The 21,470-nt window shown below is 40.7% G+C and carries 14 protein-coding genes and 3 tRNA genes; 16 read left to right on the top strand and 1 reads right to left on the bottom strand.

What is annotated here, in order from left to right; all coding sequences use genetic code 11:
* Positions 1 to 25: 25 nt before the first annotated feature.
* The 12 genes from KTR07_RS16700 to KTR07_RS16645 all read left to right on the top strand — a co-directional run bounded on the left by KTR07_RS16700 (position 26) and on the right by KTR07_RS16645 (position 19,024).
* On the top strand, positions 26 to 1,021 hold the full coding sequence (locus KTR07_RS16700; RefSeq protein WP_008765547.1) for a BF3164 family lipoprotein: 996 nt from the start codon (positions 26 to 28) through the stop codon (positions 1,019 to 1,021).
* A 213-nt stretch (positions 1,022 to 1,234) separates the two neighbouring features.
* Positions 1,235 to 1,495, top strand: a complete 261-nt coding sequence (locus tag KTR07_RS16695; RefSeq protein WP_022470228.1) for an NVEALA domain-containing protein — start codon at positions 1,235 to 1,237, stop codon at positions 1,493 to 1,495.
* 63 nt (positions 1,496 to 1,558) lie between these two features.
* The gene (locus tag KTR07_RS16690; RefSeq protein ID WP_008765549.1) at positions 1,559 to 2,626 is read left to right on the top strand and encodes a BF3164 family lipoprotein; all 1,068 of its coding nucleotides are present in this window, start codon (positions 1,559 to 1,561) and stop codon (positions 2,624 to 2,626) included.
* Positions 2,627 to 2,636: 10 nt separating this feature from the next.
* Positions 2,637 to 3,500: a DUF1573 domain-containing protein gene (locus KTR07_RS16685; RefSeq protein ID WP_032840891.1), complete on the top strand. Its 864-nt coding sequence runs from the start codon at positions 2,637 to 2,639 to the stop codon at positions 3,498 to 3,500.
* A 9-nt stretch (positions 3,501 to 3,509) separates the two neighbouring features.
* On the top strand, positions 3,510 to 5,522 hold the full coding sequence (locus KTR07_RS16680) for a hypothetical protein (protein WP_008765551.1): 2,013 nt from the start codon (positions 3,510 to 3,512) through the stop codon (positions 5,520 to 5,522).
* Positions 5,513 to 7,393: a DUF5127 domain-containing protein gene (locus KTR07_RS16675; RefSeq protein WP_008765552.1), complete on the top strand. Its 1,881-nt coding sequence runs from the start codon at positions 5,513 to 5,515 to the stop codon at positions 7,391 to 7,393. The genes KTR07_RS16680 and KTR07_RS16675 overlap by 10 nt, the downstream gene beginning before the upstream one ends.
* Complete coding sequence (lepB, locus tag KTR07_RS16670) at positions 7,386 to 8,261, top strand: signal peptidase I (protein ID WP_008765553.1); 876 nt, start codon at positions 7,386 to 7,388, stop codon at positions 8,259 to 8,261. Before KTR07_RS16675 ends, lepB begins: the two co-directional genes overlap by 8 nt.
* A 9-nt stretch (positions 8,262 to 8,270) precedes the next feature.
* Positions 8,271 to 9,887: an O-antigen ligase family protein gene (locus KTR07_RS16665; RefSeq protein WP_008765554.1), complete on the top strand. Its 1,617-nt coding sequence runs from the start codon at positions 8,271 to 8,273 to the stop codon at positions 9,885 to 9,887.
* Positions 9,888 to 10,028: 141 nt separating this feature from the next.
* Entirely contained in the window at positions 10,029 to 11,117 is a 1,089-nt protein-coding gene (locus tag KTR07_RS16660) for an efflux RND transporter periplasmic adaptor subunit (protein ID WP_048693286.1), read from the top strand.
* Positions 11,118 to 11,143: 26 nt separating this feature from the next.
* Positions 11,144 to 14,251: an efflux RND transporter permease subunit gene (locus KTR07_RS16655; RefSeq protein WP_217315462.1), complete on the top strand. Its 3,108-nt coding sequence runs from the start codon at positions 11,144 to 11,146 to the stop codon at positions 14,249 to 14,251.
* Positions 14,248 to 15,747 (top strand): TolC family protein, encoded by a 1,500-nt coding sequence (locus KTR07_RS16650; protein WP_008761349.1) that lies wholly within the window; start codon positions 14,248 to 14,250, stop codon positions 15,745 to 15,747. Before KTR07_RS16655 ends, KTR07_RS16650 begins: the two co-directional genes overlap by 4 nt.
* Positions 15,748 to 15,778: 31 nt before the next feature.
* The gene (locus KTR07_RS16645; RefSeq protein WP_048693278.1) at positions 15,779 to 19,024 is read left to right on the top strand and encodes an efflux RND transporter permease subunit; all 3,246 of its coding nucleotides are present in this window, start codon (positions 15,779 to 15,781) and stop codon (positions 19,022 to 19,024) included.
* 90 nt (positions 19,025 to 19,114) lie between these two features.
* On the opposite strand, the gene KTR07_RS16640 is transcribed toward KTR07_RS16645, so the two are convergent.
* Positions 19,115 to 19,669 carry an NAD(P)H-dependent oxidoreductase gene (locus tag KTR07_RS16640; RefSeq protein ID WP_008761351.1) on the bottom strand — a complete coding sequence of 185 codons (555 nt, stop codon included), beginning with the start codon at positions 19,667 to 19,669 and terminating at the stop codon, positions 19,115 to 19,117.
* Positions 19,670 to 19,845: 176 nt separating this feature from the next.
* Between KTR07_RS16640 and nspC the strand changes: the two genes are divergently transcribed.
* The 4 genes from nspC (at position 19,846) to KTR07_RS16620 (ending at position 21,398) form a co-directional block, all read left to right on the top strand.
* Entirely contained in the window at positions 19,846 to 20,985 is a 1,140-nt protein-coding gene (gene nspC, locus KTR07_RS16635; protein ID WP_008761352.1) for a carboxynorspermidine decarboxylase, read from the top strand.
* Between the two features lie 118 nt (positions 20,986 to 21,103).
* Positions 21,104 to 21,176 (top strand) — tRNA-Gly (locus KTR07_RS16630).
* Positions 21,177 to 21,208: 32 nt separating this feature from the next.
* Positions 21,209 to 21,290 (top strand) — tRNA-Leu (locus KTR07_RS16625).
* Positions 21,291 to 21,314: 24 nt separating this feature from the next.
* A tRNA-Leu gene (locus KTR07_RS16620) sits at positions 21,315 to 21,398 on the top strand.
* Positions 21,399 to 21,470 lie beyond the last annotated feature (72 nt).

Here is a 21,470-nt window from a genome sequence, read left to right as displayed (position 1 = left end):
CTGCATCTCTTGTGGTACAAAAAATATGGAATATGCAGAGAATGTATTTCCTTATTCTGAATTTCCACAAGAGAAGGAGCTAAAAGGAGAGGTGATAGAGCTTGATACTGCCTTATTTCGCTGTCCATTTCGGATACGAGTAGAAGGAGATAAAGCTATTGTAATGGATTTGCATGGTATCGATTATTATGCTCATTTGTTCAAATATCCTGGCTTTCAATATTTATCTTCTTTTGGGAGGCGCGGTGATTCACCAACTGAAATGCTATCAATGGATAATGTTCGTTTTTACAATCATAAAGTATGGACATTAGATGCTAATAAAAGAGAATTAACACGGTTGGGTTTTTCTTCATCCGGTGATTCACTGCTCCGTGACGAAGCGGTGATATTGGATGAAGATATTTTAAGACCACTTGACTTTGCCATATATAATGATACTACCTTTATAATTCCTGATTATTCCGGTGAAAACCGATTATGTTGGCTTAATGATGATGGGGAACTTGTAAAAAAGATAGGCGCTATCCCATCAATTAATAATCAAACGTTACGAAAAGCTCGTCCAGCATTGGCACAGGCATGGCGTAGTTTCATTGATTATAATTCTCATAACGGTGTATTAGCAATGGTGACTCAACTAGGTGAAGTACTTGAAGTCTATAATTTGAAGGATAGCACGGAGGTTATTCGTATTGGTGAAAACGGGGAACCTAAGTTTAAAATATTTGAAGGATATGGAATACCTTCAGGAATTATGGGCTTTAGCGATGTGCAAGTAACAGATAATGCCATTTATGCAGTGTTCCATGGGACTACATTTAAAGAGATTGTAAAACATAATGGTCATCTTCCAGATGGAGGAAAGTATATTTATGTATTCAGTTTGAAAGGAGAACCACTATATAAGTATGTGCTTGATCACTATGTATATGGTTTTTGGGTGGATGAAGCTACAAAAACAATTATAGCGACAGATATAAATAATGATCAGCCTATTGTGAGATTTCAATGTGGTTGAAAAAATAGATAGTTAACGTGATTAAAAGAGGAGCAGGAAGATGGGTTAGTCAATTTTGCCGGATTGGTTCCCATCATCTGCTACTTTATTCCTACTAAAAAGAAAGGAGGTGCGACAAAGATAGTGATAATAATGGTTATGGCAAATACGTTTTTACCAGATATAGAGAAAAGTATGAAATGAAAAGGTATAAATATTAAAAAATCTACTTAAATGAAAAAGAAATTAATGGGCATAGTTACTATTATTGCAATTGCTGCTGTTGCAGGATATAATGTATATGCTTCGCGGAGTAACGTGAAGTTGTCGGACTTAGCTTTAGCTAATGTAGAAGCATTGGCTGATTCTTCTGAAGGTTCTCAAAGTGATTGTAACACATACTGTATGGTGAGTTATTTTGATACATGTATCATTAGATATACAAATAACACTTTTACTACTTGTTATGATAGTAGAATAAGAAGATCTAACTAACCGATTGTAAGGCTATATAGGTGCCTACTATTTCTATATAGCCTTGCTTTAAAAAATGTAATCATGAATACCCATAATTCTTGTTTAATACTGCTTTTGACAGTATTATTAGTAACAGTATCTTGTGCAGAAAAAAGTGGAAGTAAATATCAAGATGCAACTTTAATTGAATATCAAGATTTTGTATCCAGTCAAAAATTGACAGGGATAAATTTTTTATCAGATAAAGAAGTATTAAAGCCGATGCGTATATATGTTTGTGACACTATTCTGATAACAATGAACCCTATGGAGAAGAAGCTGTTTCATCTTTTTAGTTTAAAATCTAAAAAAGAAATAGGAAAACGAATTTCGCTTGGACAAGGGCCTGACGAAATGATTCGTCCTTCTATTATAAAATTTAATGAGAATCAGATTCTAATATTTGATGTTGCCACTTTTACGTTATTTACGTATGATACCGAGGATTTTATTTCAAATGAAAATACGATTCCTTTAGAAAGGAAGACTATAGAGCTACAAGCATATGGTGAAATAGGTTTACTCTCTGATAATCTAATAGGATCGACATATAATCCTAAAAATCAATTTATAAAATTTGATAATAATGGAAAGAAGGTTGGTGAATTTGGCTATTATCCAGTGGTGGCAGACTTATCATATACAGACGATGAGAAATTGGAGGCTTTTAAATCTTCTTTTGTGACTAATATGAAAGATAGGATAGCCGTTTGTTATAAATGGACAGATTTGATTGATATCTATGATCAGAACGGTCAATTGAAGAAACGGATTCATGGACCTGAACATTCGTATGCACATTTTAAGGAATTTCGTAATGGTAATGCTATTGCAGCTACCTCTGATAAAGATAATATAGATGCATATTTCTTTCCATATAATGTAGGAGATGAGTTTTTTGTGTTATTCAATGGAAAGCCTTGGGATCCGGATGATAAAGAAGTAGAATTGCCAGATCGTATATTCGTTTTTGATTGGAATGGCATTCCTCAGAAAATATATACTTTAGATCAAGGAATAATTAATTTTGCTGTTGATAAAGTTCAGAAAAAGATATATGGAATTAGCAGTTCACCAGAATTTCATGTGGTGGAATTTTCATATAAATAATAGATAAACGATGAAAAATATATGTCTTATGTTATTGCCATTATTCTTGATGTCATGTTTAAATAAGGATAATAACATCGTTTCTCTTTTGAAAGAATGGGAACAGAAAGAAATTCTGTTCCCTAAAGAAATGTATTTTACAACAATGTTGAGGGATACTACATATTATAATCTTCAGAGTGAGTATAAAATTTTAGCATATGTTGATTCGATAGGATGTACTAGTTGTAAACTTCAATTGTCGGCGTGGAGTATGTTAATTAATGAAATTGATTCCTTATATGCAGGTCGGGTCAAGTTTATATTTGCATTCTCTCCTAATAGAATTAAAGATATTTATCATGCTATATTGACTGCTAATTTTACATATCCAGTATATGTGGATAAACAGGATAGCATTGCTAAACTTAATAGATTTCCATTAGAATCAAACCTCCACACATTTTTATTGGATAAAAATAATAGAGTTATTGCTGTTGGTAATCCAGTTTATAATCCTAAAATAAAAAAACTTTATTTCAATATTATTTCTGGTAAGAAACCTTTTTTACCGTGTAATGCAGAACAAAGAACAAATGCTAGTTTGGATAAACGATTTTTAGACATGGGCAGTTTTAATTGGAAACAGGAGCAAATATCTGACATTATATTAAGTAATTCAGGAGAAGAATTATTAGCGATAGAGGATGTTTCTGTTTCTTGTGGTTGTATTACTGTGGAATATCTAAAAGAACCGATTCGACCAGGTCAGAAATTAAATCTGAGAATAAAGTATAAAGCAGAGCATCCTGAGCATTTTGATAAAACGGTAATTATATATTGTAATGCAGAAGGTTCCCCATTTAGACTAAAGATAAGTGGAAATGCAAAATAAAGAGGGAATATGGCAAAGTGCTTTAGGGATTTATCATATATATGTATAATATTATTTATTGTTTTGGGATGGCATATTATGGATAACATTGTATCTGAAAAAGAGGTAGATATTACTTCTTTAGAAGTTGCTTTGCGGTCTGCTGGTGATAATAGAGGGGAGCTGGAAAAAGTCCTTTGTTACTATAAAAGAAAAAATACAGATAGCCTGAAATATAAAGCAGCCTGTTATTTAATTGAAAATATGCCCTTTCATAGATATTCAGTTGGAGAACAATTAGAAAACTATAAGTCATACTATGCATGGCTGAAAAAAAGCAAGGGAAAAGAACCGCAACAAGTTGCAGATTCAGTTAAGAAAGTATATGGTCCAATGAAAGAACCCAATAAGATACGCGATATTATGGAAATTGATTCTGCTTATTTGTGTCATAATATTGATTGGGCATTTAAAGTTTGGCAGGAACAGCCTTGGGGAAAGAGTATATCATTCGATGTGTTTTGTGAGTATTTGTTGCCTTATCGTATTGGCGATGAACCCTTGGTATATTGGCGTGAAATGTACTATGCAAAATATAATTCATTGTTAGATACATTGAGAATGTCGGATTCTTTGGATATAGAAGATCCAGTAGTAGCTGCTAATTACTTAATAAATAAATTGCCTGATAAGTGGCATTATTATACTTCAACAACTCCTTATTCCTTTGGGCATATCGGACCTGAATATGTACAATACTTGTCAGGAACGTGTCGTGAAGTGACTGATTTTGCTGTATATCTATTTCGGGCATTGGGAATTCCTTGTGCTATTGATTTTGTTCCTGTACGTAGCTATGTTAATGCTGGGCATTTTTGGTTGGTAGCCTGGGATAAAACAGGTGAAGCGTATATGGCTAATTTTCCCGAGAATCTGGGAATGGTCCGCAAAAATTGGTGGTATCGTTGGGATGATAGTCCAAAGGTGTATAGATATACTTTTGATATAAACAAAGAATTATATGAGCAAATGGCGAAATATAATGAAAAGGTATATTCATTTTGGAGTCTGCCGAAATTTATGGATGTTACTTATGAATATGCTTATTCTTTTGAAAAGGAATTAGTCATTCCATTGGAAAAACTTTATAGGAATCAATGTAGTGGGAGAATAGCTTATTTATGTGTTACTAATAGAGATAACTGGATACCGGTTGATTGGACTGAATTTGACGCACAGCATCTGGCTTTTCGAAATGTACGAAGAGGTACGCTTATGAGGGTGGCTACTTACGAGAATGGTACTTTGAACTTTTTGACTGATCCTTTTTATGTGGATAAACAGAAAAAGGAGCAGCATTATTTCTCTATTGAAGGAAATACACAAGATGTGGTATTGTATGCTAAATGTAATATAGAGGGAGAAAATATGTTCCGTGACCGAATGATAGGGGGCGTTTTTGAAGGCAGTAACCAACTGGATTTTGCAGTAAGCGATACCTTGTTTATCATACAGTGTAAACCTGATCGTTTGAATACGACAGTAAGAAGTTCTTCAAATAAAGAATATCGTTATATCAGATATGTAGGTCCTCCCGGAGGATTATGTAATGTGGCTGAAGTCGCATTTTATGAAAAAAATGATACTCTTCCATTGTCTGGGAAAATTATAGGGACTCCCGGATGCTATCAACATGACGGGACGCATGAATATACAAATGTGTTTGATGGAAAAACGTGGACTTCTTTTGATTATTTTAAATTTTCCGGAGGATGGGCAGGACTTGATTTGGGTAGAAAGGTGCAGATAGACCGTATTGTATATACTCCGCGCAACAGGGATAATTATATTCGTCCTGGTGATATCTACGAGTTGTATTATTGTGATCGATATTGGAAATCCGCCGGAAGAATTAAATCTACAGTTGATTCATTAGTATACAGAGGGATTCCCCAGAATGTACTTTTGTTCTTACGTAACCATACGCGCGGCGTAGATGAGAGAGTCTTTGTTTATGAAAAAGGAGAGCAACTATGGAAATAAGACTTAAAATTAAACTAGTTGTGTTGTGGAAGACAATCATCTTATTAGGAATAATTGTCTTGCTATCTGCTTGTTTCCATTCGAAGAAGGAGGCTGTATCTTCTATTGCTATTATTCCTGATGAGCATACGTTACTGGCGATTACGCCGGAATTCTCTATAAAAATGGCAGGAAATACATTGAATAAACATTATCTACGATTGAAGTCTGGAAAGATATTTCCAATGACAGGGATTTTGCAGGTAGATGGTAGGACCTATCGTTTTATGGGGGAAGATTCTTTACGTATATCCCCTATAGCTTCTCTTGCAAATGACAGCGTCAGTTGGTCAGGGAAATATTCTTATTTGTTTCCAGGAAAAGGGTGGGAGCAAAAGGAATATGATGATTCTTTTTGGAAAGAAGGAAATGCAGCTTTTGGACCTGTAAAAGGAAATTCTAAGATTCGTACCGCTTGGGGGGCGGAAAATATATATGTCCGCAGGCATATTAAGATTGATAATAAAGATGCTTTGGAAGGGCATAAAATTTACGTCTGTTATATTTGCGATGATCAGATAAAACTTTTTTGGAATGGAGATTTTTTATTTGAAAAAGGAATAACATATCAAACGAAATGTGGACGTTTAACAGATGAAGCTATTGCTCATATTGGTAATGGAACAAATGTTTTGGCAGCTTATGGATGTAATACAGGAGGCCCTGCGTTGTTAGATTTTGGTCTGTATATTGAAAATAAAACTTATAGTGAAGCAGATACGGCCCTATTGAAGCAAATAGATGTACAAGCTACTCAAACTCATTATGTATTTCAATGTGGGGATGTAGAACTTCAGATTGATTTTGTTTCACCTTCTTTGTCAGAGAAGTGGAATATGACAGGATGGCCTGTCGGTTTCCTTTCCTATCAAGTTCGTTCAGAAGATAAAAAGGAGCATACGGTGGAAATTTTGTTCGATGTGGATATGGAATGGATGTTTGGTAGGAGGAAGATTGATAGTTGGGTTGAACAAGAGTGGCGGTTTGTCAAGTCTGATAGTTTATATTTAGGTCTGACGGCGGATGGAACATCGTTTTCATGCGATGATAGTCATGTTGTTCTGTCTCAAAAGTTGTGTGCAGAAAATGGAAATAAAGGCATATTGTTAATAGGATACGGAGAAGGGCAGAGGATACAATATATTGGTGAGCGTTTACAACCTCTTTGGAATGACAATGGAAAAGGAGAGGTTAAAGAATTAATGAAGGCTGTTGGAAACAGGTATCAGAAACTTAAGGAAGAATGTAATAAATTGGATAATCTGTGGAATAATAAAGCATTTCAAGTGGGTGATAAGACATTTGCAGAACAGATTCTTCCTTCATATCGTAATTTTATTTCTTCCCATAGGTTTGTGTTATCTTCGGATAATAAGTCATTCTGCTTCGGAGATACTTTGGGTAATGTTAGAGATGCTTATAGGAGTTTTCCTGCTTTGTTATTTTTTAATCGTGTTGATTGGATGAAAAGTTTATTAAATCCAATATTTGAATATTGTGAAGATGAACATTGGAAAAGAAAATATCCGCCTTACGATATTGGATTATATCCGGTTGCAAGCAAACAAATAAAAGTGGATAATTGTGCTGAAGAGGCTGCTGCAAATATGTTGGTGATGACGGTTGCTATTGTGGAGGCAGAACAAGATTTCAGTTATGCTGAATTGCATTGGAGTCATTTGTGTTTGTGGGCAAATTATCTGGAAGAAAAGATGAAAGGTGAAGTTCTTCCTTCTATTGAGTTATTAGATGCAAATGACAAACGTGTGAAATGTGTGCTGGGATTGATGGCTTATCATAAATTGATTCAACTAAAGGATGCATATGAATAAAGTGAAGAAATTTCTAGCAATAATAGAGAATTTAATATTCATGATATTCTGCATGATAGTAATTTTGTTCTTGGTACAGTTATTCTGTTTCACATCGTTTAAAATTCCATCAGATTCTATGGGACCTGCATTAAAAGATGGAGATAGAATATTGGTTAATAAAATGATAAAAGGAGCCAGATTGTTTAATGTGTTTGCTGCTTTGGATAACAAAGATGTTACTATTTACCGGATGCCGGGATTGGGGCATTTTAAAAGAAATGATGTACTGGTTTTTAATTTTCCTTATCAGATGAATCGGTGGGATAGCATCCGGATGAACGTAATGCAGTATTATGTGAAACGTTGTATAGCTTTGCCTGGGGATACATTGGAAATCAGAGGAGGATTTTATAAAGTGCGTGGATGTCGCGAACAGTTGGGAAATTATGAAGCTCAGCAATATCTTGCCGGGCTACAGCAACCGGAAAAACAAGGAATCGTAGTAGGAACATTTCCTTATGATCAAAGCCTAGGATGGAATATTCGAGAGTTCGGGCCATTGCCTATCCCACAAAAGGATCAGATTGTAATAATGAACCATACTACTTATCTTTTATACAGACAACTGATCGCATGGGAGCAAAAGAAAAAAATAGAACTAAAACAGGAACAGGTGTTTATTGGTGATAGTCTTATTCATCAGTATTGCTTTAAAAAGAACTATTATTTTGTATCGGGGGATAATATGGCGAATTCGCAGGATTCCAGATATTGGGGGATGCTGCCGGAAGAATATATTGTAGGTAAAGCTACCCGTATTTGGAACTCAAAAGAAAAATATACCGATCAGATACGTTGGGAACGGATTTTAATGCAGATCAAATAAAGATAGAAGATGTTATTACAGAATAAATATATCGTTCATTTATTAATGCTGTTTGGAGTCATTGCACTTTTAAGTGTTGTGACTGTTTCATCTTATACTATTGCGGTCGGAGATATGGCATATCAGAAGCTATATTTGGGGCATATGTCTATTGTCTTTGTGATATGTACTCTTATGTCTTTGTGCTTAGATTGTAAGAAAAATGCATTTTATTTATCAGTCGTTTGGTCTCTTATTATTTTAGGTGGGGTTGAGGCTGTTTGGGGATTAAGGCAGATATACGGTTTAGCTGTTTCTAATCATTCATTATATGCGCTTACAGGTTCTTTCTACAATCCGGGGCCTTATTCCGGATACTTAGCAATGGTATTTCCTATTTGTTTGAGTGAATGGTTGAATCTAAAAAAGGTGAAGAAACGTACTTGGATCGAGCAAAGTAAATATTGTGTGGCTTTAGGAGTCTTGCTGTTAATTCTTTGTGTTTTACCGGCAGGTATGAGCCGTTCGGCATGGATGGCTGTTGCAATTTCTGGGATATGGGTATATGCTACATACCGTTCATGGGGAACTAGTTTAAGGAAGATAGGCCGAAAATATAAGAAAAGAGTATTTCCGGCTATTATTGCCGGGGGAATGGTATTGATAATAGTTGGTTATGCTCTTTTTCAATTAAAAGTAGATTCGGCTAATGGACGTCTGTTAATTTGGAAAGTGAGTGTTATGGCTATTGTGGAAAAACCTTTCCTTGGACATGGTACTGGAAACTTTGCATCGGCTTATGGAATGGCTCAGGAAAAATATTTCTCCCAAAAAGAGTTTACATCTACAGAAGAATTAGTAGCTGGAAGTCCTGAATACGCTTTTAATGAATATCTGCAAATAGCTGTAGAATATGGAGTCTTATTTCTATTGGTTGTGTTATTGATTATTGTTTTTTGCCTTTGGATAGGAATAACAGAGAAAAGACTAAGTGCATGTGCTGGTTTGATTTCTGTTTTAGTATTTGCATTTTCATCTTATCCAATGCAAATACCCGGATTTGCTATAGCATTCTATTTTTTATTGGCTGCTTGTGTAGTGGGTTCTTCACGGTTACAAATATTGTTCTTTATTATAATGATTGCTTTATTGGGAAGTTACTATTGGAAATATAATCAGTATAATGCTTGTGAAGAATGGTTTAGGTATAAAATGCACTATAATATAGGCGCATTTCGTTTAGCCAAAGAAGGGTATGAGAAAATTTATCCGGAATTGAATGATAGGGGAGCATTTTTGTTTGAATATGGACATTCTTTACATAAGTTGAAAGAATATAATAGTTCTACAGCAATTTTGAAAGAGGCAATGGCACATAGTTGCGATCCTATGATTTTGAACATAATAGGAAAGAATTATCAGGCTATAGGAAAATATGAAAAGGCTGAAGAGTATTTCATACGATCTACTCATCGGCTTCCGGGAAGAATTTATCCATATTACTTGTTGGCAAAGCTTTATGCGGAACCGGAATATCGACATCCGGAGAAATTAAAACAGGCGATTCAGATTGTATTGACGAAGGAACCAAAGGTACAATCGACTGCAATAAGGGAGATGAGAGAAGAAGTGAAACTGCTAAAATAAATGGGTGAAGAAAAAAAATGACTGTACAAACTTGATTAATAGATATTTTTGTCTAAATTTGGCAAACATGATACAAACTTACATACAATATATAAGAAATTATATGTGAGATAATTTAGAATAAACAAACCAATAAATACGATGAAAAATAATTCTACATGGATTTTATTGTGCCTTGCATGTATGATGACGCTCTCTTGTTCCGACAAGAAGAATACTGCAGATGAATCGGAGAAAGGTGTCTCCATAGTCCTTCCGGATACGAAGAATGAAGTAGCTGTTCAGATATTAAAGAAGCGTGATTTTCATCACGAACTGGTGAGTAACGGTAAAATCAATGCCCGTGGCAAAGCCGATCTGCGTTTTGAAACCGGTGAAGTCATCGCTCATATCTATGTGAAGAATGGCGACCGTGTACAGAAAGGACAGAAGCTGGCTGATCTGGATAAATTCCGTCTGGAACAGAAATTATCCCAGTCGGAAGATGCTTTACTGAAAGCCGAACTGGAATTGAAAGACGTACTGATCGGGCAGGGATATTCTCCTGACGACTTTAGTAAAGTCCCTGCCGAAACAATGAAAATCGCCAAAGTAAAAAGCGGGTATGAACAGTCGAAATCCCAGTATGAACTGGCGAAAAGAGAGATGGAGCATGCTACGTTGATTGCTCCTTTTGACGGTGTGGTAGCCAATTTATTTTCAAAGCCTTATAATCCGGCAAATACTTCTGAAGCATTCTGTACTATTATCGATTCCAAAGGAATGGAAGCTGATTTCACAGTGCTGGAAAATGAACTTGCTTTTATCAGGATGGGAGATAAAGTGGTAATTACTCCTTATGCCGGAGGAGATGCGTTTGAAGGCAGTGTATCAGAGATAAATCCATTGGTGGATGCCAACGGCATGGTGAAAGTGAAAGCATTGGTAAATGCGGGAGGAAAACTGTTCAGCGGAATGAATGTAAGGGTAAGTGTCCGCCGTTCGCTGGGAGAACGGCTGGTTATTCCGAAGAGCGCCGTTGTATTGCGTTCCGGCAAACAAGTGGTATTTACCCTGAAAGACGGCAAGGCAATGTGGAATTATGTGAATACGGGACTGGAGAATGCGACAGAATGTGTCGTCTCCGACAAGTCGCAGAAAGGTATCGAGGATGGTCTGCTGGAAGGAGATACGGTCATCGTCACCGGAAATCTGAATCTGGCGCATGAGGCGGAAGTCTATGTTAAATGAAGAATTAAGAATTAAATAATGAATCTATGATAAAATTCTTAATTCAGCGCCCTATTGCCGTATTGATGGCCTTTACCGCCTGTTTCATCATCGGGCTGGTGACGTACTCTACGCTGCCTATATCGCTGCTTCCCAATATCGCTATTCCTGAGATTACGGTACAGGTGGCGTCTGCCAATACCTCTGCCCGGGAATTGGAAAACACGATTGTCAAACCTTTGCGGGGGCAGTTGATTCAGGTCTCTACCCTGAAGGATATTCATAGTGAATCGAGAGACGGGGCGGGCATTATCCGCTTGTCATTTGAATATGGAACGAATACGGACCTTGCCTTTATCGAGGTAAATGAGAAGATAGATGCCGCCATGAACTATCTTCCGAAAGAAGCGGAACGCCCGAAGGTAATCAAAGCGAGTGCAACGGATATTCCCGTATTCTATCTGAATCTGACACTGAAGAATGACAGTGCTTACGGAGCTACGGAACAGCACTCCTTCCTTGAATTGTGTGAGTTTGCCGAGTCTGTCATCAAGCGCAGGATAGAGCAGCTTGAAGAAGTTGCCATGGTGGACGTGACCGGAATTTTGGAACGGCAGGTACAAATAGTGCCCGACAAGGACAAGCTCGCCATGATGGGACTCTCCATTGGAGATATCGAATCGGCTTTATCCTCTAATAATGTGGAACCGGGCAGCATGACAGTGCGCGACGGGTATTATGAATACAATATTAAATTCTCGACATTGCTGCGTACAGCGGAGGATGTGGAAAATATCTATCTGCGTAAGGGCGACCGCATCGTACAGTTAAAAGACTTCTGCAAAGTAAGCGTCGTACCTGTAAAAGAAAAAGGAGTATCCTTGTCCAATGGAAAACGGGCGGTGAGCCTTGCCGTCATCAAACAGGCGGATGAGAACATGGATAAGATGAAGCAGGCGCTGGTAGGCACGATGACCTATTTTCAGTTAGTATACCCGGAGATCGATTTCAGCATCAGCCGTAATCAGACGGAACTGCTGGACTACACCATTTCTAATCTGCAACAGAATCTCTCCCTGGGCTTTCTCTTTATTTGTCTGGTAGCGGTTCTGTTTCTGGGAGATGTAAAGTCTCCGCTGGTCATCGGACTCAGTATGGTGGTGTCCATCGTGATCAGCTTTGTCTTTTTCTACCTTTGCAATATGTCTCTCAATATCATTTCACTTGCTGGATTAATCCTGGCATTGGGAATGATGATTGACAGTTCGATTATTGTGACCGAGAATATATCGCAATACCGTGAACGGGGATACTCCTTGCGCCGTGCCTGTGTGACGGGAACCAGTGAAGTGGTCACCCCCATGCTGAGTTCTTCTCTGACGACTATTGCTGTTTTTGCCCCACTGATTTTTATGAGCGGTATTGCAGGCGCTATTTTCTTTGATCAGGCTTTTTCTGTCACTGTAGGACTAATGGTGTCTTATCTCACCGGTATCATGCTGCTTCCTGTGCTTTATCTGCTGGTTTACCGGACAGGTGTCCGCACCCGGAAATGGAAGTGGCTTTCTTTCAAAATTAATAACCCGATCAAGGACCACACGCTAGACCGATTCTATGATGCGGGTGTCGACTGGGTATTCCGCCATAAAACGTTCAGTGTACTGTTCTGTGTGATTTCCATTCCGCTTTGCGTATTCTTCTTTTTCTTTATAGACAAAGAACGGATGCCCGATATCGAGGAAAATGAACTGATCGCCCGGATAGAATGGAATGAGAATATCCATGTGGATGAAAACAAACGACGGGTGGATGAACTTTTCAAGGAACTGAAAGATGAAGTACTGGAGCAAACAGCCTCTATCGGCAGACAAGATTTCATTCTCAATCGGGAACGGGAACTGTCTTCTTCCGAAGCGGAACTTTATTTCCGTACGGAGACTTCCAATGCTATTGCCTCTTTGGAACAGGCGGTATACCGGAAACTGAAGGAACGTTATCCGCTCTCTGTCATTTCTTTCTCTCCGCCGGAAACGGTATTTGAGAAACTCTTTGTGACGGGTGAACCGGATGTGGTGGCGGAATTTTACACCCGTAATAAAGCGGAAGCCCCCAAAGCGGAAGCAATCCGTAGCGTTGAACAGGAACTGGGACGAAAAACCGGAATCAATCCGACAGGTATCGCCTTCGAAAACCAGTTGAATCTGAGTATCAGCAAAGAGAAACTCTTGCTCTACCGTGTTTCCTACAACGAACTGTATCGGGTACTGAAAACGGCTTTCCGGGAAAACAGTGTGACGATGCTGCACTCTTATCAGCAGTATTTGCCGATCAACATTGCCGGGGATGAAAAGACTGTGAACGAGGTGTTGCAGGAAACACTGGTGCAGACGCAACCGGACAACCGTGGGAATGTCGATTTTATCCCGCTTCGGGAATTGATCAACGTAGCTCCCGCCGAAGACTTGAAAAGTATTACTTCCGGACGTAACGGCGAGTATGTCCCGTTCGACTTTTACGGCGTGCAGGATGCGAACCGGCTGATGCGTGAAGTGAAACAGGTGGCGGAGGAAACAGGGGACTGGGATACGGGCTTCTCCGGCAGTATCTTCTCCAACAAGGAGATGCTGGATGAACTGGTCGTGATTCTGTTGATCTCACTGCTGCTGATGTATTTCATTCTTGCCGCACAGTTCGAGAGTTTTCTGCAGCCGTTGCTGGTACTGGCGGAAATCCCGATTGATGTGGCATTTGCCTTACTCTTGCTTTGGATATGCGGGCATACGCTGAATCTGATGTCTGCCATCGGTCTGATTGTGACCTGTGGTATTGTAATCAATGACTCTATTCTGAAACTGGATGCGATCAATGAACTGCGCAAGGCAGGCGTTCCTTTGCTGGAAGCTATTCACGAAGCAGGCCGCAGGCGTCTGCGTCCGATTATCATGACTTCGCTGACGACCATCTTTGCCATGGTGCCGTTGCTGTTCTCCTCGGATATGGGATCGGAACTGCAAAAGCCGTTGTCTATCGCCATGATAGGCACGATGTCCATCGGTACGGCGGTCAGCCTCTTTATCATACCGCTGCTTTACTGGTTTATCTATCGGGGAAAAAGCGGGAATCACAAACCAAATGAAAAACATGTTGAATTATGAAGAAATCATCCGTTCTTTTTGTATTGATGGCAGCATCGGGGATATGTTTCTCTTCAGTATATGCCCAGAAACGTCTGGTGCTGGACTTGAACCAGACTATCGCTTTAGCTAACGACAGTTCGCTGGAGTCATTCCGCACACAAAATATGTATCTGTCCGGTTATTGGGAATACCGGACGTACCGGGCAAACCGTTTGCCGAGTCTGACAATGGACCTTACCCCGGCACAATATAACCGGGATATCACGAAACGTTATGATTCGGGACAGGACCTGGATGTCTACCGTACGCAACAGTCATATTATGCCTATGGAGGATTAAGTGTCCGTCAAAATCTGGACCTGACCGGAGGTACGTTCTATCTGGAGTCGAACCTTGCCTATATGCGTAATTTCGGGGATAATAGTGCGACGCAGTTTACCAGCGTCCCGATACGGCTCGGTTATTCGCAGAGCCTGGTCGGGTATAATCCTTTCAAATGGGACCGGAAGATCGAACCGCTGAAATACGAGCGTGTGAAAAAGGAATTTCTTTATAATGTGGAAAAGGTTTCGGAAACGGCGACGAATTATTTCTTTTCGCTGGCGATGGCGCAGGCGGAATACAAACTGGCAAAGGAAAACCTCGCATCTACGGATACTTTGTACCGCATCGGACAGCAACGGCACCGGATCGCCGCTATTTCACAGGCGGACCTGTTGACTTTAAAGCTGGATAAAGTGAATGCACAGAATACATTGCAGAATAGGGCAAGCGCCTTGAAACGGGCAATGTTCTCACTGGCATCTTTTCTGAATCTGGATAAGAATACCCAGATCGAACTGGAGCTTCCTTCACGCCCAAGTATGATGGAGATTCCGGTGGATGAGGCTTTGAGATGGGGAAGGAGCAATAATCCGCAGTTGCTGGAACTGAAGCAGAATGTACTGGAAGCGGAGCGGAATGTGGACAGAACAAAGAAGGAATCCCGTTTCAATGCCAGCGTGAATGCCAGTATCGGTTTCAACCAGGTGGCGGAAAACTTCGGAGATGTGTATCATAAACCGATGCAGCAGGACTTGGTAGCGGTCAGCGTATCGATTCCGCTGCTGGACTGGGGCGTTCGTAAGGGCAAATACAACATGGCACGGAATAATCTGAATGTAGTGAAGATTTCGGCACGTCAGGATGAGATCAGTATTGAGGAGGAAGTCATCATGACGGTGAGTGATTTTAATATCCAGCAGCAGTTGATTGCCAGTGCGGAAGAAGCGCTGGACCTGGCGATACTGGCTTATAATGAGACAAGGCAACGTTTTATTATCGGTAAAGCGGATATTAATAGTCTGACGCTTTCGCTCAACAGGCAGCAGGAGGCGCAGCGCAACTACATTTCTGCCTTGCAGAACTACTGGCTGAATTATTATAAAATACGTCGTCTGACTTTATTCGATTTTGCTACGAAGCTTTCTCTTTCGGATCGTTTCGACTTTAATGGAGGAAGACTGATTAGATAGTAATTTCTTTTGGGATATAGACAAATGAATCATGCAAGATATAGGTTCTGAAATTAAAAAGTCATCAAAGGCTTCCGCTTTTACGCTCATTGTCGCTTTTATCAGCGTGGCGTTGGTCGGGCTGGCACTTGTTCCGTTGCTGCCGGTGAAGCTGAATCCGTCACGGACCTTACCCGGATTTTCTGTGTGGTTCGGCATGGGAGGGACTTCGGCGCGTGTCGTGGAGATGACGGCTACCAGCAAACTGGAGGCGATGCTTGCCCGTGTCAAGGGAATACAAAGCATATCTTCGACTTCCGGCAATGGCTGGGGAAGTATAAATGTGAGTCTGGACAAGCATGCAGATGCGGCTGTCGCACGTTTTGAGGCTTCGACCATCATTCGTCAGACTTGGCCGGAATTGCCGGCGGGAGTTAGTTACCCGTACATTCAGATGGCAAGTCCGGAGCAGAAAAGTCAGGGACCTTTTATCGCATTCACGATTAATGCGCCTGCCACTCCCAGTCTGATTCAGAAGTATGCGGAGGAACATATAAAGACACGCCTTGCGCAGCTTCCGGGAATCTATAAGATAAACGTCAGCGGAGCCACACCGATGGAATGGCGTCTGGAGTATGATTATGAGCAGTTGCGTGCGTTGGGGGTGAGTACGGATGAAATTAGTCAGGCAGTCGGTCTGCATTATCAGAAAGAGTTTCTGGGGACTTATGATGTGGAACAGGCGGCTTCGGGCAAGGAGTGGATTCGGTTGGTGCTGATGCCCGAACATGATAACCGGGAGTTTGACGCCGGGCAGATACAGGTGAAAGTGAAGGATGGGAGAATCATCCGCTTGGACGAACTGGTGAAGGTCGTCCGTATGGAAGAGCAGCCTCAGAGTTATTACCGGATCAATGGGTTGAATTCGATTTATCTGTCTGTTGTCGCTGAAGAGGCAGCTAATCAGCTGGAACTGAGCAAAAAGGTACAGGCGTGCATGGATGACATCAGACTGTCGCTTCCGGCAGGATACGAGATTCATACCAGTTATGATACTACAGAGTTTATACATGACGAGCTGAACAAGATTTATTTGCGCACGGGAGTGACGGTGGCTATCCTGCTCTTGTTTGTACTGCTGATTACTTTCAGCCCCAAATATCTGTTTTTGATTGTCACCAGTCTGACCGTGAATATGGCAATAGCCGTTATCTTTTACTATGTCTTTGGGCTGGAAATGCAGTTATATTCTTTGGCGGGTATCACGGTTTCACTGAACCTGGTGATTGATAATACGATTGTGATGAGTGATCATTATCTTCGATGTAAAAACCGGAAGGCGTTCATGTCTGTATTGGCGGCTACACTGACAACAATGGGAGCGTTGGTCATCATCTTCTTTCTGGACGAGAGGATTCGTCTGAATCTGCAGGATTTTGCCGCAGTGGTGATGATTAATCTGGGAGTTTCATTATTGGTTGCTCTGTTCTTTGTACCTTCTTTGATTGATAAAATCGGGTTGAAACGACGCAGGAAGTCTTCTCTGACCGGAGTGAAGAGAAAATGGAAAATGGGGAATACCCGTTTCTTAGGATGGCTGCGTTCGAAGATGCGAAGGGGGCCGGTCTATTTCAGTCATTTCTACAGGTGGCTGATACAGAGGCTTTGCCGCTGGAGAGTAGCGGTTTGTCTGTTGCTGTTGCTGGCATTCGGATTACCGGTCTTTCTGTTGCCGGAAAAGATGGATGGGGATGGCAAATGGGCAGAGATTTATAATAAGACACTGGGGACTCCTACCTATAAGGAAAAGGTGAAACCGATAGTGGATAAAGCGTTGGGAGGAAGTCTGAGGCTGTTTGTGCAAAAGGTGTATGAAGGGAGCTACTTTACCCGGAATGAGGAGGTGGTGCTTTATGCCAACGCCAATTTACCGAACGGCAGTACGCTTGAACAGATGAATACACTGATCAAGCGGATGGAAACTTATCTGAGCGAGTTCAAGGAGATCAAGCAGTTTCAGACATCGGTAGAAAGCGCCCGCAGGGCATCTATCAGCATTCGTTTCACAAAGGAAAATCAGAAAAGCGGGTTCCCATATACGCTGAAAGCTAACATGATCAGTAAAGCTCTCCAGTTGGGGGGAGGAGATTGGAGTATTTATGGATTACAGGATCAGGGATTCAGTAATAGTGTACGCGAGAATGCGGGATCATTCCGGGTGAAAATGTACGGATATAATTATGATGAACTTTATAGCTGGGCTACAAAACTGAAAGAGGTCTTATTGTCTCATCGCCGTATCAGGGAAGTTACGGTCGGTTCCAATTTCTCGTGGTGGAAGGATGATTATCAGGAGTTTTATTTTGAGCTGGATAAACAACGGATGATCGGAGCGGGGATCGGAGCCGGAGAACTGTTTGCTGCTATTCGTCCCATATATGGGCGGAATCAGGAAATCGGTTCCGTTGTTACCGAAGATGGAACGGAAAAAATCAAACTCTCTTCCCGCCAGTCGGATCAGCGGGATATATGGGCCATGCAGTATTATCCTTTCCGTGTAGGCGATAAAGAGTATAAACTGGCGGAACTGGCTAAGGTAGAGAAGGGACAGATGCCGCAGGAAGTGGCGAAGGAGAATCAACAATACCGCTTATGCCTGCAATATGAGTATATCGGTGCGTCGGAACAGGGAAATAAGCTGCTGAAAAAAGACCTGGAAGAGTTTAATGAACTTCTCCCGATGGGATATAAGGCGGAAGCGGAAAGTAATAACTGGTCATGGGGTGGAGGTGCCAACAAACAGTATCGCTTGCTCCTGATTGTGATTGCTATCATTTTCTTTATTACAAGCATTCTGTTCAATTCGTTGAAACAGCCGTTAGCGATCATCTTTGTCATTCCGATCTCTTATATCGGTGTGTTTCTGACGTTCTACTGGTTCAAGTTGAACTTTGACCAAGGTGGTTTCGCTTCGTTCATTCTGCTCTGCGGTATCACAGTGAATGCCAGTATTTATATTTTAAATGAGTACAATGCGATTCGAAAACGCTTTCCCTGCCTTTCTTCTCTTCGTGCTTACGTGAAGGCATGGAATACGAAAGTGATCCCCATTTTTCTGACGGTTGTTTCTACCATCCTTGGCTTTATCCCCTTTATGGTGGGAGCAGAGAAAGAAGGTTTCTGGTTTCCTTTGGCTGCAGGTACTATCGGTGGATTGGTAATGTCCGTGATCGGCGTGTTTATTTTCTTGCCGGTACTGACTTTGAATAAAAAGAAGATGATGGTGAAGAAGCCTTGAAGAAATAAATTAGCTATTAGCAAAAACAAATTAGCTAATAGCTAATTTGTTTTTGCTAATAGCTAATCGAAATAAGGTATAGGAGATAATTCACCAGTTATTTCCTGCATTGCTGCTGCCGATCAGCATTTCTACCCGTTGCTTATACAAGTTGGCTCCCTCAGCGATGTTCTTTCCCGCATCTGCGGTTCCCATTCCGTAAACAACAACAGGCGTTTGCCACGACATCCCCGAATGAATGGCACTAACCTGATAAGGACGTAAAAGCTCATCCACTGTGAAGCGGTTTCTGCCTCCGCTACGGTATGCTTCATATTCGGAACCTGTGGTGGTTACTACTGTCAATGGTTTCCCGGCTACTGCCGGAGTCTTGGAAAGGAAGGTGAATACTTCGTCCTGCCATTTTTTGAGCAATGACGGCGCAGCCATCCAATGAAAGGGAAATTGATAAATGAGGGCGGAAGCATCGGAAATGATTTTGCTCCATTCGTCAACATCAAAAGAAGCGCCTTGCTGGTCGTAAAGATTGAATACTGCTACGCCTTCAATATCACTCACAGCATCAATCAGTGCTTTGTTTGCTTGTGATTCCTTCATATTGGGATGCGCCAGGAGAATCACCACTTTTCTTAAATCTTTATTCATAATCAATCGGGTATTTAGGATGAAACAACTACATCTATAATATAAAGGTCTAAAAATAAGAAAAAGTTTTCGAAACTCAATATCTTAATTAAAAATAAAAGAATCTCTCTTTGCTTTTGAATTTGTATTTTTGCAGGCACGTCCGTAAGGCGTTATTTTAGATAATAAATTTATATATGATAGATTTCACCCAATTTCCTTCTCCTTGCTATATTATGGAGGAAGAACTCTTGCGAAAGAACCTGTGTCTGATAAAAAGCGTAGCCGACAGGGCAGGAGTAGAGATTATTCTCGCCTTCAAGTCATTCGCCATGTGGCGTTCATTTCCGATATTCCGCGAATACGTGGAGCATTCCACAGCAAGTTCTGTGTATGAAGCGCGTCTGGCATTGGAAGAATTTGGAAGTAAAGCCCATACTTATTCTCCTGCGTATACGGAACAGGATTTTCCGGAAATCATGCGTTGCAGCAGCCACATCACTTTTAATTCAATGGCACAGTTCCGTCGTTTCTATCCGATGACAGTGGCCGAAGGAAGCGGAATCTCCTGCGGTATCCGTGTGAATCCCGAATATTCGGAAGTAGAAACAGAACTTTATAATCCGTGCGCACCCGGTACCCGTTTCGGAATGACCGCCGACTTATTACCGGATACCTTGCCCAAAGGAATCGAAGGTTTCCATTGTCATTGTCACTGCGAATCTTCTTCTTTCGAGCTGGAACGTACTTTACAGCATCTGGAAGAGAAATTCTCCCGCTGGTTCCCGCAAATTAAATGGCTGAATCTGGGAGGCGGGCATCTGATGACCCGAAAAGATTATGATACAGAACATCTGATTAAATTATTGCAAGACCTGAAAGCACGATATCCTCATTTGCAGATCATCCTTGAACCCGGTTCTGCTTTTACATGGCAGACAGGAGTCCTGACTTCGGAAGTGGTAGATATCGTTGAGAGTCGCGGTATCAAGACGGCTATTCTGAATGTGAGTTTCACCTGCCACATGCCCGATTGTCTGGAAATGCCTTATCAGCCTGCCGTTCGTGGTGCGGAGATGGGGAATGAAGGAGAATTTATTTATCGTTTGGGAGGTAATTCTTGTTTGAGTGGTGATTATATGGGATTATGGAGTTTCGATCATGAGTTGCAGATCGGAGAACGGATTGTGTTCGAAGATATGATTCACTATACTATGGTCAAGACAAATATGTTTAACGGAATCCATCATCCCGCCATCGCTTTGTGGACAAAAGAAGGGAAAGCGGAAATATACAAGCAATTTTCTTATGAAGACTATCGGGACCGAATGAGTTGATAATCAAAACAATTGTTTGTTTGCGGAAACAAAGTGTGCAGATTCTTGTGAAAAAAAGATGCAGAATGTTTGCAGAATTACGGAAAATCCCTACCTTTGCAACCGCAAACGAAAAAATGCGGAAATAGCTCAGTTGGTAGAGCATAACCTTGCCAAGGTTAGGGTCGCGAGTTCGAGTCTCGTTTTCCGCTCATGTTTCTTTGAAATGTTGGAAATAAATTTTGCCCAGGTGGCGGAATTGGTAGACGCGCACGTTTCAGGTGCGTGTGTCGAGAGGCATGCAGGTTCGAGTCCTGTTCTGGGCACAAAGATTTTAACTTTAAAATTCTGGAGAGGTGGCGGAATTGGTAGACGCGCTACTTTGAGGGGGTAGTGACAGTTATGTCGTGGGAGTTCGAGTCTCCTTCTCTTCACAGTCATTAAAGTTATTTGCGGAAATAGCTCAGTTGGTAGAGCATAACCTTGCCAAGGTTAGGGTCGCGAGT

The organism is Bacteroides sp. MSK.20.82, from assembly GCF_019052485.1.
In the GTDB taxonomy this organism is placed as follows: Bacteria; Bacteroidota; Bacteroidia; order Bacteroidales; family Bacteroidaceae; genus Bacteroides; species Bacteroides thetaiotaomicron.
The sequence above is the reverse complement of the archived record's forward strand: the minus strand, read 5'-3'. Positions and strand labels throughout refer to the sequence as shown.

Coding starts and splice junctions, on each gene's coding strand:
- KTR07_RS16700 (WP_008765547.1), top strand. CDS start 26: ATGGAATATGCAGAGAATGTATTTCCTTATTCTGAATTTCCACAAGAG.
- KTR07_RS16695 (WP_022470228.1), top strand. CDS start 1,235: ATGAAAAAGAAATTAATGGGCATAGTTACTATTATTGCAATTGCTGCT.
- KTR07_RS16690 (WP_008765549.1), top strand. CDS start 1,559: ATGAATACCCATAATTCTTGTTTAATACTGCTTTTGACAGTATTATTA.
- KTR07_RS16685 (WP_032840891.1), top strand. CDS start 2,637: ATGAAAAATATATGTCTTATGTTATTGCCATTATTCTTGATGTCATGT.
- KTR07_RS16680 (WP_008765551.1), top strand. CDS start 3,510: ATGGCAAAGTGCTTTAGGGATTTATCATATATATGTATAATATTATTT.
- KTR07_RS16675 (WP_008765552.1), top strand. CDS start 5,513: ATGGAAATAAGACTTAAAATTAAACTAGTTGTGTTGTGGAAGACAATC.
- lepB (WP_008765553.1), top strand. CDS start 7,386: ATGAATAAAGTGAAGAAATTTCTAGCAATAATAGAGAATTTAATATTC.
- KTR07_RS16665 (WP_008765554.1), top strand. CDS start 8,271: ATGTTATTACAGAATAAATATATCGTTCATTTATTAATGCTGTTTGGA.
- KTR07_RS16660 (WP_048693286.1), top strand. CDS start 10,029: ATGAAAAATAATTCTACATGGATTTTATTGTGCCTTGCATGTATGATG.
- KTR07_RS16655 (WP_217315462.1), top strand. CDS start 11,144: ATGATAAAATTCTTAATTCAGCGCCCTATTGCCGTATTGATGGCCTTT.
- KTR07_RS16650 (WP_008761349.1), top strand. CDS start 14,248: ATGAAGAAATCATCCGTTCTTTTTGTATTGATGGCAGCATCGGGGATA.
- KTR07_RS16645 (WP_048693278.1), top strand. CDS start 15,779: ATGCAAGATATAGGTTCTGAAATTAAAAAGTCATCAAAGGCTTCCGCT.
- KTR07_RS16640 (WP_008761351.1), bottom strand. CDS start 19,669: ATGAATAAAGATTTAAGAAAAGTGGTGATTCTCCTGGCGCATCCCAAT.
- nspC (WP_008761352.1), top strand. CDS start 19,846: ATGATAGATTTCACCCAATTTCCTTCTCCTTGCTATATTATGGAGGAA.